Annotated in this window: 13 protein-coding genes; 11 read left to right on the top strand and 2 right to left on the bottom strand. The window is 35.3% G+C overall.

Annotated elements, in window-relative coordinates:
- The first annotated feature begins 18 nt into the window (after positions 1-18).
- The 9 genes from N4270_RS04945 to N4270_RS04905 all read left to right on the top strand — a co-directional run bounded on the left by N4270_RS04945 (position 19) and on the right by N4270_RS04905 (position 9,509).
- Positions 19-375, top strand: a complete 357-nt coding sequence (locus tag N4270_RS04945; protein WP_260095824.1) for a hypothetical protein — start codon at positions 19-21, stop codon at positions 373-375.
- 201 nt (positions 376-576) lie between these two features.
- Positions 577-984 carry a lipocalin family protein gene (locus N4270_RS04940; protein ID WP_260095823.1) on the top strand — a complete coding sequence of 136 codons (408 nt, stop codon included), beginning with the start codon at positions 577-579 and terminating at the stop codon, positions 982-984.
- 93 nt (positions 985-1,077) lie between these two features.
- Positions 1,078-2,097, top strand: a complete 1,020-nt coding sequence (gene pheS / locus N4270_RS04935) for a phenylalanine--tRNA ligase subunit alpha (RefSeq protein ID WP_260095822.1) — start codon at positions 1,078-1,080, stop codon at positions 2,095-2,097.
- Between the two features lie 171 nt (positions 2,098-2,268).
- Positions 2,269-2,769 carry a GbsR/MarR family transcriptional regulator gene (locus N4270_RS04930; protein ID WP_260095821.1) on the top strand — a complete coding sequence of 167 codons (501 nt, stop codon included), beginning with the start codon at positions 2,269-2,271 and terminating at the stop codon, positions 2,767-2,769.
- Positions 2,770-2,780: 11 nt separating this feature from the next.
- Positions 2,781-3,911: an efflux RND transporter periplasmic adaptor subunit gene (locus tag N4270_RS04925; protein WP_260095820.1), complete on the top strand. Its 1,131-nt coding sequence runs from the start codon at positions 2,781-2,783 to the stop codon at positions 3,909-3,911.
- Positions 3,912-3,933: 22 nt separating this feature from the next.
- On the top strand, positions 3,934-7,071 hold the full coding sequence (locus N4270_RS04920; RefSeq protein ID WP_260095819.1) for an efflux RND transporter permease subunit: 3,138 nt from the start codon (positions 3,934-3,936) through the stop codon (positions 7,069-7,071).
- Between the two features lie 3 nt (positions 7,072-7,074).
- Positions 7,075-8,493 carry an efflux transporter outer membrane subunit gene (locus tag N4270_RS04915; RefSeq protein WP_260095818.1) on the top strand — a complete coding sequence of 473 codons (1,419 nt, stop codon included), beginning with the start codon at positions 7,075-7,077 and terminating at the stop codon, positions 8,491-8,493.
- 9 nt (positions 8,494-8,502) lie between these two features.
- Positions 8,503-9,096 carry a TetR/AcrR family transcriptional regulator gene (locus tag N4270_RS04910; protein WP_260095817.1) on the top strand — a complete coding sequence of 198 codons (594 nt, stop codon included), beginning with the start codon at positions 8,503-8,505 and terminating at the stop codon, positions 9,094-9,096.
- 17 nt (positions 9,097-9,113) lie between these two features.
- On the top strand, positions 9,114-9,509 hold the full coding sequence (locus N4270_RS04905; protein ID WP_204344704.1) for a hypothetical protein: 396 nt from the start codon (positions 9,114-9,116) through the stop codon (positions 9,507-9,509).
- Positions 9,510-9,581: 72 nt separating this feature from the next.
- On the opposite strand, the gene N4270_RS04900 is transcribed toward N4270_RS04905, so the two are convergent.
- Positions 9,582-10,583 carry an NAD(P)H-dependent glycerol-3-phosphate dehydrogenase gene (locus N4270_RS04900; protein ID WP_260095816.1) on the bottom strand — a complete coding sequence of 334 codons (1,002 nt, stop codon included), beginning with the start codon at positions 10,581-10,583 and terminating at the stop codon, positions 9,582-9,584.
- Positions 10,584-10,713: 130 nt separating this feature from the next.
- On the opposite strand from N4270_RS04900, the gene N4270_RS04895 reads away from it, so the two are divergent.
- Together N4270_RS04895 and lysM are read left to right on the top strand one after the other, a co-directional pair.
- Positions 10,714-11,664, top strand: a complete 951-nt coding sequence (locus N4270_RS04895) for a nicotinic acid mononucleotide adenyltransferase (protein ID WP_260095815.1) — start codon at positions 10,714-10,716, stop codon at positions 11,662-11,664.
- Positions 11,665-11,878: 214 nt separating this feature from the next.
- Positions 11,879-12,388: a peptidoglycan-binding protein LysM gene (gene lysM / locus N4270_RS04890; protein ID WP_260095814.1), complete on the top strand. Its 510-nt coding sequence runs from the start codon at positions 11,879-11,881 to the stop codon at positions 12,386-12,388.
- A gap of 109 nt (positions 12,389-12,497) precedes the next feature.
- On the opposite strand, the gene N4270_RS04885 is transcribed toward lysM, so the two are convergent.
- On the bottom strand, positions 12,498-13,808 hold the full coding sequence (locus tag N4270_RS04885; protein WP_260095813.1) for a TlpA disulfide reductase family protein: 1,311 nt from the start codon (positions 13,806-13,808) through the stop codon (positions 12,498-12,500).
- Positions 13,809-13,817 lie beyond the last annotated feature (9 nt).

Raw genomic sequence — 13,817 nt, 5'->3', positions numbered from 1 at the left:
AGATTTTGAACTTGAGATATGGCAAGAGATGAGCAGTTAAAACAGCGTTGGGATGCAATTGTAGAGAAATTATCTGCGCGATTTTCTGATGGAGATCCTTTAGATTTAGATGCTATAATTTATCTTATTGGTGTCCAAGAATTGGGGCAATTAGATCGTAAGTTTAAAAAAGATCACAAACTCGATTTAATGCACATTGCCATTTGTAAACTACTAGCGCCTTATGGGTATTACGAGTTCGATTTTGTCGATGACGATGGCTGGCCACATTACAAAATCAAAGAAGAATTGCCACCGTTAAAAGCAGGTGAGCAAAGCATTTTAATGAAAGATGCTATTGTTAATTATTTTCTAGATACACAATTTATTGACTAATGCTTTGGGCGTTCCTCGCTTTCGTTTATACTACAGCGCGGCAGGCTCTCGGTAGTCGCTCTCTTTGAGGAGCTCCACAGTACCTCCATCCTTAACGCAGACATTTATAATCCTAGGCAATTCATTGATATTTTGTGAAAGAAATATCCTACTTAAATAATTTTTTTTAGATTTGCCAACTTAACCTTAAAATGTATTATTATGAAAAAAATTATGTTATTGGCAGCCATTTTTACTCTAGTATTTACCTCTTGTAGTAGTGACGAAGATAGTGGTTCTGGACAAGATCAATTTGCTGGAAACTGGAAATTATTTGGATCTTTTGAAGATGGTGAAGAAATTGTTTTAGAAGACTGCGAATATGAAACAACTCTCGATATTTCTAACAACGGAACCTTTACAACCTTTATCTACGAATCAAATTTGGATGGGAATTGTGAGTTAGAATATTCAGTATCTGGAACATGGGAAAACCTTGGTGGAGGTTTATATTCGACCACATCTGAAGGTGATACTTATGTACAAGAAGTAGGCTTTGAAGGTGATACCATGTTTTTTGATGACGTTGAAGATGGTATTGTATACCGAGACGTCTTTATTAGAGACTAAGAAAAGCATTATTTATAATAAACAAAAAACTCCTTCATTCAAGGAGTTTTTTGCTTTTAAAATCCTTAAATTTGCGTTTCATTTTTAGGTATCATGATAGATAAGATAAAAGAACTCATTGAAGAAGCCGAAGCATTTACAACCCAGTCTAAAGAAGAGGTTGAAGCATTCCGTATTAAATATTTAGGCTCTAAAGGACTCTTAAAAGAGTTTTATGGCGAGTTGAAAAATGTGGCTAACGAGCAAAAAAAAGAGTTTGGTCAAACCATTAATCAGTTAAAAAAAATAGCGGAAGCTAAAGTTAATGGTTTAAAAGAAGAGTTAGAAAATAATGAAGACTCTGGTGGCGTATATGGTGACTTATCACGTCCTGGAGAACCTATTGAGATTGGGGCACGTCATCCAATTTCTTTAGTTAAAAATCAAATCATAGATATCTTTTCACGTATTGGTTTTAATGTGAGTGAAGGCCCAGAAATTGAAGATGACTGGCATAACTTTACCGCTTTAAACCTACCCGAATATCACCCAGCACGCGATATGCAGGATACGTTTTTTATTCAAACCGATCCCGATATTTTATTACGGACGCATACCAGTTCGGTTCAAGTGCGTTATATGGAAAATAATAAACCGCCAATTCGTACTATTTCCCCCGGACGTGTGTTTCGTAATGAAGCGATTTCGGCACGTTCCCATTGTTTCTTTCATCAGGTTGAAGGTTTATACATTGATAAAGACGTGAGTTTTGCCGATTTAAAACAAACCCTTCAGTATTTCACTACCGAAATGTTTGGCAAATCTAAAATCAGATTACGCCCATCGTATTTCCCATTTACTGAGCCAAGTGCTGAGGTCGATGTGTATTGGGGACTAGAAACCGAAACCGATTATAAAATGACCAAAGGCACAGGTTGGCTAGAAATTATGGGTTGTGGTATGGTTGATCCAAACGTTTTAGAAAACTGTGGCATCGATTCTAAAACCTATTCAGGTTTTGCCTTCGGAATGGGAATTGATCGTATCGCCTTATTGCTGCATCAAATTAGTGATATTCGCTTATTAAGTGAAAATGATGTGCGTTTTTTAGAGCAGTTTAAATCTGCTTTATAGTATGTATTAAAATATACCTTAAAGCCAACTGTTTCAGTTGGCTTTTTTTATTTAACAACAAATTAACTTCGTTTGGTTCGGTTAGTTCCGAACCTAAATGTATATTTGCATTGAAATTTAGACTAGATTCCTAATTTTTGTTGAGAAACAGCAGTAAAATAATTAAGACAAATGGATAATATATGCAAAGAAAAAATGCGACTCGTAGAAAAACTAGGGGTGCATTTAGAAACTAGAGAAAGTTTAGCGCCAGTAGCCGCTCGTATATTGGCTTATGTCATTCTTACAGGTAAAAGAGGCGCCACTTTTGAAGAAATGGTAACTGTACTTTGTGCAAGCAAAAGCACAATTTCAACACATCTTAATCATCTACAAGATTTAAATAAAATTGAGTATTTCACCAAAACAGGTGATCGAAAAAAATATTTTATAATCAATAGAGATTCAGTGGTTCAACATATGGATAACCTTATAAACGAATGGCAAGCGGTTAGAGAACTACATTTAGAAATCAAAGATTATAAAGAAACCATAAATAATGAAAAGGTAGTTAATCAAGACGAAAGATTTGATTTAAATTTTCATAATGATTATATCAAATTTATTGATGAAGCCACAGCTTCCATAGTAGCATTAAAAACAAAGTTAATTAATAGAAAATTTGAGCTTTAAAACCAATTAAAATGAAACATACCAAATTAAATATAATAGCATCACTAAGTGCATTCTTAGTTATTGTAAGTTGTGGTAACAGCGAACAAAATAAATCTGCGGCTGAGGCACCAATTCCAACATATCCTGTCACGCAATTAGAATCTAAAACAGTCACAGGCTTTACAGAATATCCTGCTACAATTGAAGGTATTGTAAACAGTGATGTTAGAGCCAAAACGTCGGGCTATATTGAAAAAGTATTTGTAGACGAAGGTCAAAAAGTACATAAAGGCCAAGCCTTGTTTAAATTAGAAACACAGTCTTTAAGCCAGGATGCTGGAGCTGCAAAAGCGCTTGTAAACGTAGCGCAGGTAGAAGTCAATAAGTTGATTCCACTTGTGGAAAAAAACATCATTAGCCCTGTGCAACTAGAGACTGCAAAAGCTAATTTGGAACAAGCCAAGGCAAATTACAGCAGTGTTGCAGCCAATATTGGTTATGCAACGATTAAAAGCCCGATAGACGGTTATGTAGGCGCAATTAATTTTAGAGAAGGTGCATTAATTAGTCCTAGTGATACCACACCTTTAACGACCGTGAGTGAAATTGATCAGGTCTATGCTTTTTTTAGTTTTAACGAAGCCCAGTATATTGACCACTTACAACGCTCTGAAGGCAAAAGCAAAGCTGAGCGTATTAAAAATTCACCAGATCTAACTTTGATTTTAGCTAATGGTAAAGAATATTCTGAAAAAGGACGCATTCAAACCAGTACAGGTCAAATAAATCAAAGTACTGGAACCATTCAAATTAGAGCCGCTTTTAATAATCCTAACGAAATTTTAACCAATGGAAACAGTGGTAAAATAAGATTTCCTATCGAATACAAAGACGCTTTAGTTGTACCGCAATCGGCAACCTTCGAACAACAAGGAAACATCATGATTTTTAAACTTGGAGAGGAGAATAAAATCACCACTTCAATTATAAAAGTTCAAGGTACAGTAGATAATTTATATGTCGTCGAATCGGGTTTAACCACTAACGATAAGATTGTCGTATCAGGAGTTGGCAAACTTAGAAATGGGATGGCAATTTCGCCTCAAGAAACAGCGTTTGAAGACGCCATTGAACCTGTAACTACATTATTTAGAAATTAAATAACCAACACCTCTATTTGTCATGTTAAAAACATTTATTGAAAGACCAGTACTTTCAACAGTAATCTCTATTATCATAGTTATACTAGGAGTTATCAGTATAACGAGTTTACCAATAGAAGAATATCCAGATATTGCGCCACCAACAATTAAAGTGTCAGCAAGTTATACTGGAGCCAATGCCGAAACGGTTTTAGAAAGTGTTATCATTCCTATTGAAGAACAAATCAATGGTGTAGAAGGAATGACCTATATCACCTCTACAGCTTCCAACAACGGAACTGCAGAAATTACAGTCTATTTTGATCAGGAAATAGATGCTGATATTGCTGCTGTAAACGTACAAAATCGCGTCGCCAGAGCCACACCATTGCTTCCATCGGAAGTAACACAAACAGGTGTTGTTACACAAAAGCAAGAAACCAGTGCCTTGATGTTCATTTCAATGTATTCTGAAAGTGACGATTATGACGCTACGTTTATTCAGAACTACCTAAAAATTAACGTTATTCCGCAAATGCAACGTATTAGTGGTGTTGGAGATGTTAGTGTATTCTCACAACAAGATTATGCGATGCGTATTTGGTTAAACCCTGAAAAATTAGCAGCTTACAATTTAATTCCTTCAGATATTACGGCAGCTTTAGCTGAACAAAACTTAGAAGCTGCAGCAGGATCATTAGGTGAAAATAATGGGGAATCATTTTCATATACGCTAACCTATAGTGGGCGATTTAAAAATGAATCTCAATACAGTGATATCGTTATCAAAGCCTTAGGTAATGGTGAGTTTTTACGTTTAAAAGATGTGGCAACCATCGAGTTAGACGCACAGTCTTATTCGGCAAATGCGATGAGTAAAGGACATCCTGCGGTATTTATGGGGATTTTTCAAACCAAAGGCTCTAATGCACAGGAGATTATTGAAAATATAAAAGTGACTTTAGAGTCGGTTAAGGCCGAACTTCCGGAAGGCTTAGATATTTTCGTGCCCTACGATACCAGTTTGTTTTTAGATGCGTCTATAGATAAAGTAATAACAACTTTATTGGAAGCCTTTTTACTGGTATTCTTGGTTGTATTTATCTTTTTACAAGATTTTAGATCTACTTTGATTCCGGCAATTGCTGTGCCAGTTTCAATTATCGGAACGTTCTTCTTCCTCAATGTTTTTGGCTATTCTATTAACCTGCTAACGCTATTTGCATTAGTACTCGCCATTGGTATTGTGGTAGATGATGCTATAGTGGTTGTAGAAGCAGTTCATGCCAAAATGGATGAAGGTGAGCACAATCCGAAAAAAGCAACATTAACAGCTATGAATGAAATTTCTGGAGCCATCATCTCAATTACTTTAGTCATGGCTGCAGTATTTATTCCGGTGACATTTGTAACAGGTCCAACAGGAGTTTTCTACGAGCAATTTGGTATTACCTTAATTATTGCCATCTTGATTTCAGCTGTGAATGCCCTTACTTTGAGTCCGGCATTATGTGCCTTATTATTAAAATCTCATAAAGATGACGAAGAAATAAAAGGAAAAAGCCCTCTGAAACGTTTTTATACCTTATTTAATCGCGGATTTAATGCGACTATTGATCGATACGGAAAATCACTTCAGTTTTTATACAAAAGAAAAATAGTATCTGTATTGCTTTTAGTGATTGCAGGAATTGGAATTTACTGGGCATCAACAACGACGCCTACAGGATTTGTGCCTAATGAAGACAGAGGAATTATTTTCGCAAATATCGAATTACCTCCAGGAGCTTCATTAGATCGTACAGATGCAGTAGCGAGAAAACTTTATGATAAGATAGAAGGCATCGAAGGTATTAATGCTGTAAACTTCATTAAAGGTAGAAGTTTAATTAGTGGTGCAGGGAGTAACTTTGGTTTTGGAATAATAAAGCTGGAAGATTGGGAAGATCGTGAAGATCCATCATTGTCGGCACAAGCTATCACCGGACAATTATTTGGTGTGGCAGCAACGATTCCTGATGCTAATATTATCTTTTTCTCACCACCAAGTATTCGTGGTTTTGGTAACTCTTCAGGGTTTGAGATTAATTTATTAGATAAGTTTGGAGGTGAGTTTACCGATTTAGATAAAGCCAATAAAGATTTTTCAATGGCTTTAATGAGTCATCCGGAAATTAAGTATGCGACCTCTTCTTTCAACACGAATTATCCGCAATATGAAATGGAAGTTAATGTGCCTCTGGCTAAAGAAAAAGGCGTTTCAGTAAACAGTATTTTTTCAACCTTACAAGGCTACATTGGTGGTGTCTATGCTTCAGACTTTTCTAGATTCGGAAAGCAGTTTAGAGTATATATTCAAGCTTTACCAGAAGACCGAGCAGATGAAAATGCGTTAAATAGTATGTATGTGCGAACAGATACAGGTGAAATGACTCCTATTACACAGTTTGTAACTCTAAAAAGAGTGTATGGACCACAATCGGTGACGCGTTTTAACCTATTCAATTCGACCTCTATTACTGGAGCAACTAATGATGGTTACAGTACAGGTGATGCTATTAGAGTTATTGAAGAAGAAGTGGCAAAACTGCCAAGTAATTACACGGTTGCCTATTCTGGTTTAACACGAGAAGAAGTAAATGCAGGAAACCAGACGGTATTTATTTTTGCGTTAAGTATTTTGTTTGTGTACTTCTTATTGAGTGCGCAGTATGAAAGTTACTTATTACCATTTGCTGTGGTATTATCATTACCATTTGGTGTCTTTGGTGCTTATATAAGTACGAAGTTCTTCGGATTAGAAAACAACATCTACTTCCAGATTGCCTTAATTATGCTTGTTGGATTACTCGCCAAGAACGCCATATTAATTGTAGAGTTTGCCTTGCAAAGACGAAAGAATGGCGAAAGTATCGTTGATGCAGCCATACATGGTGCCAAAGCACGATTACGACCTATATTAATGACTTCGTTTGCTTTTATTTTAGGATTAATGCCATTAGTATTAGCTAAAGGCGTTGGTTCTGAAGGAAATAATTCAATCGGAACAGGAGCCGCAGGAGGCATGCTTATAGGAACGATATTAGGAGTCTTTATCATTCCGATTCTATTTATACTATTTCAGTGGTTACAAGAAAAAGTATCTCGTAAATCAACAGAACAAACTATTGAAGCTTAAACAATGAAATCAATGATAACACATAGAAATTTTAGTAAAGCAACATTGTTGTTAATTGTTGCCATGACGTTGCAAAGTTGTTTTGTAGCACAAGATTATACACGACCAGAATTAAACATCGAAACCGAAGCGCTTTACAGAACAGAAAACCTGCCTGCAGATAGCATTTCTATGGCAGATGTATCCTGGAAAAATTTGTTTACCGATCAATACCTTCAGCAATATATAGAAGAAGGATTACAAAACAATATGGATGTACGTATCGCACTTCAGCAAATAATAGCAGCCGAAGCCTATGCAAAACAAGGCAAAGCAGGTTACTTGCCTTCTGTTAGTATTGGTGCTAATGCGACACATCAGGAATTGTCTGAAAACAGTCAGTTTGGCGCTCTATTTAGTGGAGGTATAGACACCTATGATATTACAGCAAACTTGTCTTGGGAAGCAGACATCTGGGGAAAAATAAGAAGTAATAAAAGAGCAACTCAAGCCGCTTATTTACAAAGTGTGGCAGGACATCAGGTTGTAAAAACTCAGTTGGTTTCTAGTATTGCTAACACATATTATAGCTTATTGGCTTTAGATGCGCAGTTAGAAGTGACCAAGCAAACCATTATTACCAGAGACAGTAGTGTGAGAACGATCAAGGCATTAAAGGACGCCGGACAAGTAACACAAGTGGCAGTAGATCAAAATATTGCGCAATACAATAGTGCAAAGGCTTTACAGGTAGATATTGAAACCGCTATTTTTAAAACCGAAAACACGCTAAGTATTTTATTAGGAAAGACGCCACAACATTTTGAGAGAAGTCGTTTAGATATTCAGAGTATTGAACAGGATATTAAACTAGGTATTTCAACAACATTATTACGCAACAGACCGGATGTTATTGCTGCAGAATATGGCTTAATTCAGTCTTTTGAATTAACCAATGTCGCTAGAAGTAATCTGTATCCGTCATTAACATTAACGGCTTCCGGAGGACTTGAAAGTTTAGAGTTAGACAATTTGATTAATACCAACTCTTTATTTGCAAATTTAGTAGGCGGAATCACACAACCACTCTTTAATCAGCGACAGCTTAAAACTCAAAAAGAAGTGGCTATTGCGCAACAAGAACAAGCCTTATTAGAATTTCAAAAAACCTTGTTAGTTGCAGGAAGCGAAGTGTCTGATGCACTTTTTAGTTATGAGTCTGAAGTCAAAAAATTTGAATTCAGAAAAAATGAAGTCGAAGCTTTGCGTACTGCTGAAGCCAATTCAGAAGAGTTACTTAAAAATGGATATGCGAACTATTTAGATTTACTAACCGCTAGAGAAAGTGCATTAAGTGCTGAGCTTAATATTATAGATAGTAAACTACAGCAATTAGTATCTATAGTAGATTTATACGAAGCACTTGGTGGCGGATGGAAATAGAAAATTATTATGACTACCAAAAGCGAATTATTACAATGTGCCATAACCAAATTCACAAAGTTTGGTAGTAAACATGTAACATTAGATGAATTAGCAAAAGAACTTGGTATTTCTAAAAAAACGATATACTCATTTTTTAAAAATAAAGAAGCGCTTGTAACCGCAAGTATCGAAAGTTTATTAAATGCGTATACAGAAGACATAAATAGGTTGATTAATAGCAATGGTAAAGACCCTATTTTGAGTGTTATATTAATTTACCAGAGAGGGTTTGAGTATTTAAAATACTTTAAGCCCTCTTTCCTTTTTGGATTAGAAAAATATTATCCTAAAGCCTTTAAATTATTTAATGATTATTCTAAAGACCTATCCAATAACATCGTTAGTGTTTTATTAAAAAAAGCGCAACAGCAAGGTGATTTAAAACCTCAAACCGATATAGATTTACTGGTTAAGATTTATTTTTTTAGGGTTGATAACCTATTGTTTAAAGACAATAATCTTTTTGAAATGTATTCAAAAGAAGCCCTTTTAAAACATATGGTGATTTACAATTTGCAAGGTGTAGCGAGCGATACGTATTCTAATGTATATTTTGAATAGTTTAGTATTTTTGTGACATGAAAAAAGACATTCAAATTCCCCAAGTAAAAGATGTACATGTAGCTGTTGTTCAAGAAGAGCATATCGAATACAAAACCAAAGACTGGAATGCCTACATCATTAATAATACAGATAAGGATTTAGAAACCGTTCTTATCGTGTCTCAAGGATATACCGATACCAAAATGACACCACCAATGCGTCATACCATTTCAAAATTGCCAGCCAGAAGTTATGCTAAAATTGAGTATTTACAAGAGCAGGTTTTAGAATTAAACAACACCTTTAAAGTGACCTTTTTTGAAGGGAATCAAATGTTTGATAAATCGTATTTATTCAGAAAAAATACCATTAATACAAAAGCGTTACAAACCATTCCTTTAATGCAGTTAAAAGGGGTTTTGGTAAAATGATTTTGTCATTTCACACTAGATGCAGATTTTGCTAGCGTGAGATCCTGAAACGAGTTCAGGATGACAAAAAGATTAATCCAGTTTATCGGTTAATTTTTTAAAGACTTTTTTAGGATCTTTATTTTCATAGAGTACATCGTAAACCGCATTTATTATAGGTAATCGTGTTTTCTTTTTATTCTTTTGGTTTAGTAAATGCGCACTTTTGGTAGCGTAATAGCCTTCGGCAACCATATTCATTTCCATTTGTGCCGATTTTACGGTATAACCTTTCCCTATCATGTTTCCAAACATCCTGTTTCTTGAAAATGTCGAATAGCCTGTTACCAGTAAATCTCCCAAATAGGCAGAGTTATTGATATTGCGTTTCATCTTGTGCATTTTTTTGATAAAACGTTTCATTTCCCGAATCGCATTACTCATCAATACACTTTGAAAATTATCACCATAACCCAAACCGTGAGCAATTCCGGCAGCAATCGCATAAATGTTTTTAAGCATTACAGCATATTCTGTCCCAATAACATCATCACTAATTTTGGTTTTGATATAATCACTAGATAAGGCATTGGCTATGGTTTGCGCTTTTTCGGCATTGGCGCAAGAAATGGTCAAATACGATAAGCGTTCGAGTGCTACTTCTTCAGCATGGCAAGGTCCTGCAATCACTGCAATATTTTCAAACGGAATGTGATAAATATCGTGGAAATGTTCGCCTACCAATAAACCAGATTCGGGCATGATCCCTTTGACTGCCGAAACTATCGTTTTTTCAGAAATATCAACAGTCAGCTTTTCTAATTCCGAATGAATAAAAGCCGATGGAATCACAAAAATCAATATATCGGCCCATTCAGCAATATCGTTGATATCATTACTCAGTTTGAGTTGTTCTGTTTTAAATTCTACAGAACTTAGATAACTTGGGTTGTGTTGCTCTTTTAATAAATGCTCTTTGGTATATACGCTACGCATGTACCAACCAACTTCATCTAAGTTTTCGCAAAGCATCTTTACAATGGCTGTTGCCCAACTTCCTGCGCCAAAAACTGCATATTTTAATGGTTGACTCATAAATGGATTATCAATTTTGGTTATCCAAAAATAAGCATTTTATACGCTTTTTACGAAGAGAAATCCATAGACTTTCGTTTTTGGCACGCGTTTTGAAATCTAATACATAGAAATCAAAAAACGGAAGATTATGAGAACGATAAAAATACTTTTAAGCTTTGCTTTAACAGCAACACTATTTACATCTTGTTATACAGATGAGGTTATTATCAACGATTTTGACAATCAGCCTGGAATTTCTTTACATCAGTTATTAAATTCCTATGAGCTTTGGTATGTTGATATCAATCAAACTTTAGGAAATGGTGAAACCCCGTTTTTACAAATTGCATTTACCTTATCGTTTAGAAACGGCGTACTGTATGCTAATAATAATTTAGTTGGTTTTGGTAGTCAAGGTAATGGCTATGGAATCGACGTTGGAACCTATGATGCTTACAATATGATATTAGACGTTAATCATGATATTGATGGCTATGAAACCTTTGATGTGTATCAAATCGACAATAATACCATCGAATTATACAACCCATTTAATGATACCTCGTATTTTTTAAACGGTTACCAAAGAAGTACGTTTGATTATGACTTTGTATTCTATGATAATATTCACTATTTCTTACAAGAATACGAAGCATGGGAAAAAACATATACCAGTGATTTTGGAGCTATTAATGAGTTTGATGAAGAAAACTACTTACAGTTTTTAGCAGGCGGAAATGATTCTGAATTTAGAAGCTCTCAAGATGTAAACATTGGAAATCCAGATAATATCTACTGGGATTATACAGGGGTTTATGGTGTTGGAGATATAAGCGGAAACATGTATCTGAAAACATTAACATTAGATTATGACTTCTTCGACAATGAATACTTCGAGTTGAGCGTTATTAATGATCAGAGGATAGAATTATTCCATCCGTCGTCTGAAACTGTATATGAATTTACAGGACGCGGATACATTCAATTCTTAAGAGAAGCCGATGCTTCAGGCAAACGTCTTTCTGGAACCTCTAAGTTGAAAAAACGTAAGCAGAAAACTGCTAAAAAAGATAACCCACGGGTGAATACAAGGAGCTAGATTTTGGTTGGTTATTTAGTCTCCCAAAAACGTCCCATCTCATGTACTTGAGATGGGCGTTTTGCTTTTATAAATTCTTAAAAGCATTCTTCTTAAAGTGACCTAAAGCCTCAAGCAGGTGTCTTAACTAATGAAGTTGTAGATATTAATTGGAATTGACACAAAATTTCGCCAACTTTACAAGGACTGAATACTAATTTAAAATCAAACAAACATGGGACTATTTTCATTCATTAAAAATGCAGGCGCTAAAGTCTTCGGCATAGGAAAAACAACTGAAGAAGAAGCAGCTGAAGCAAGAGCAAAAGCACGAAGAGAGGCAGATGCAGCCGAATTACGATTAGAAGAAGCAGCCGCTCGAAATTTGGAAGAGACGATTACCGACTTACAATTACAGGTAGACGGTTTACAAATATTTGTAGATGATGATAAGGCTAGAATATCTGGTATGGCTTACGATCAAGCCACTAAAGAAAAAGTAGTTTTAGTAGTTGGTAATACGGCTGGAATTTCTATAGTAGACGATCAAATGACCGTTGAACATGTTGAGCCCGAAGCTCAGTTTCACACCGTTGAAAGTGGTGATACTTTAGGTAAAATCGCAAAGCATTATTATGGTAATGCGATGAAATATCCTGAAATTTTTGAAGCCAATAAACCAATGCTAACCGATCCTGATAAAATTTATCCTGGTCAGGTATTACGAATTCCTAGCTTGGATTAAGTTTTAGGTATAAAAAATCAAGCGCAACACTCTGTTGCGCTTTTTTTGTTTTAAACTATCATTTATAGCATAGTTACACTTAACGAAATCGAAATGTAGCTAAAAGAACCTAATTTAAAATCTTCTCCAATGCCTCAACATCATAAGGCTTTGCTGTAATAGTTTTGTCTTTATCTAATATAAAATACGATGGTGTCGATTCGATACCATAGGCATTTGCCGTTGGGTTATCCCATTTTTCTAGTCCGAGAACATGTATAAAATCTGGATATTCTGCAATTTTCTTTTGCCAGTTGTCGGCCTCATCTTCTAACCCAAAAGCAATGACCTTAATAGATTTGTTATTAGCAAGTAGTGCTTTTACTTTAGGCAATTCGTCAAGACAATGACCACAAGTACTACTCCAAAAAATCACTAAATATTGATTAGCAATATCTAAATCGTGTAATGTTGTGGTGATGGTTTTTCCGTCTTTGGTAATGGCCAAATCAAAATTTATAGCTTTGTTACCTAGCGCATTGTTTTTGTAGGCCAATAATTCCTTTGTAAGGTGGTCATAACCTGTTTGCTGACTTAGTTCTAACAAGTATGTATTAGTAATATAGTTAGCAACTTCGGCATTATCCATATCTTTAAATCGTCTCCAGATCATTTCATATAAAATCGTTTTCAATTGAATATGACCGCCTCCAATTTGAGCCATTAAGTTGTCAACATCGGCTTTATAGGTATCGTTACTAGAATTTGCAGTCATTCCGAAGACATAGGCCAAAACACGTTCAATAAGAAAATCGGAGCTTTGTAATAACGTGTTTCCAAAATCAACATGGTCTAAATAACTGCTTTTTAGATGTTTTGAATAGCTTGATAAATCTTCATAGCCTTTTGGGATATAAGGTGTATTGGCTTTTACAAATACCGATGCGAGTAAATCTTCAGAAGACTCTTCATAAGCCTTTTGGGTATCACTTAAGGTTTTAATAATCTCCATATAAGCTTTCTTGTCGGTACTTTCCTGAGTGTAAAAATTACTCAGTGTTAAGTTGACCATTTCCATACTTTTAATGTACGAAGCCCACATTTTGTTTTCGCGACTATCGGTAAATTCTAATCCCTTGTCTAAATTAAATGTGAATCCGATTGATTCTTTGCCATTATAGATAAAGTCGAAATTATTTTCTTCTGGCGGAATGGCGTATACAATTTTATAAATACCAGGATTCATTGTAGAATCTAAGGTGATACTAAAATTACCGTCTTCAGAAAGCTCGGCACGATCCACATATTCGGCTCCCGTTGGTGTAGCGTGGTAAAGAAACGCATAGGTATAATCTTTGGCAGGTGAAAAGGTGCCACTAATGCTATTTTGAGCACAAATAAATGTAGGAATAAGTGCCAGCGCTAATAAGAGTTTTTTCATGGGTATTAA

It is taken from the genome of Psychroserpens sp. SPM9, assembly GCF_025153525.1.
In the GTDB taxonomy this organism is placed as follows: Bacteria; Bacteroidota; Bacteroidia; order Flavobacteriales; family Flavobacteriaceae; genus Psychroserpens.
This window is presented reverse-complemented; position numbering and strand designations above follow the sequence as displayed.

What these genes read in the sequence shown, in the direction of transcription:
- N4270_RS04895 (WP_260095815.1), top strand. Translation starts at nt 10,714, where the DNA reads ATGAGAACGATAAAAATACTTTTAAGCTTTGCTTTAACAGCAACACTA.
- N4270_RS04910 (WP_260095817.1), top strand. Translation starts at nt 8,503, where the DNA reads ATGACTACCAAAAGCGAATTATTACAATGTGCCATAACCAAATTCACA.
- N4270_RS04915 (WP_260095818.1), top strand. Translation starts at nt 7,075, where the DNA reads ATGAAATCAATGATAACACATAGAAATTTTAGTAAAGCAACATTGTTG.
- N4270_RS04945 (WP_260095824.1), top strand. Translation starts at nt 19, where the DNA reads ATGGCAAGAGATGAGCAGTTAAAACAGCGTTGGGATGCAATTGTAGAG.
- N4270_RS04905 (WP_204344704.1), top strand. Translation starts at nt 9,114, where the DNA reads ATGAAAAAAGACATTCAAATTCCCCAAGTAAAAGATGTACATGTAGCT.
- N4270_RS04900 (WP_260095816.1), bottom strand. Translation starts at nt 10,583, where the DNA reads ATGAGTCAACCATTAAAATATGCAGTTTTTGGCGCAGGAAGTTGGGCA.
- lysM (WP_260095814.1), top strand. Translation starts at nt 11,879, where the DNA reads ATGGGACTATTTTCATTCATTAAAAATGCAGGCGCTAAAGTCTTCGGC.
- N4270_RS04930 (WP_260095821.1), top strand. Translation starts at nt 2,269, where the DNA reads ATGGATAATATATGCAAAGAAAAAATGCGACTCGTAGAAAAACTAGGG.
- N4270_RS04925 (WP_260095820.1), top strand. Translation starts at nt 2,781, where the DNA reads ATGAAACATACCAAATTAAATATAATAGCATCACTAAGTGCATTCTTA.
- N4270_RS04940 (WP_260095823.1), top strand. Translation starts at nt 577, where the DNA reads ATGAAAAAAATTATGTTATTGGCAGCCATTTTTACTCTAGTATTTACC.
- N4270_RS04920 (WP_260095819.1), top strand. Translation starts at nt 3,934, where the DNA reads ATGTTAAAAACATTTATTGAAAGACCAGTACTTTCAACAGTAATCTCT.
- pheS (WP_260095822.1), top strand. Translation starts at nt 1,078, where the DNA reads ATGATAGATAAGATAAAAGAACTCATTGAAGAAGCCGAAGCATTTACA.
- N4270_RS04885 (WP_260095813.1), bottom strand. Translation starts at nt 13,808, where the DNA reads ATGAAAAAACTCTTATTAGCGCTGGCACTTATTCCTACATTTATTTGT.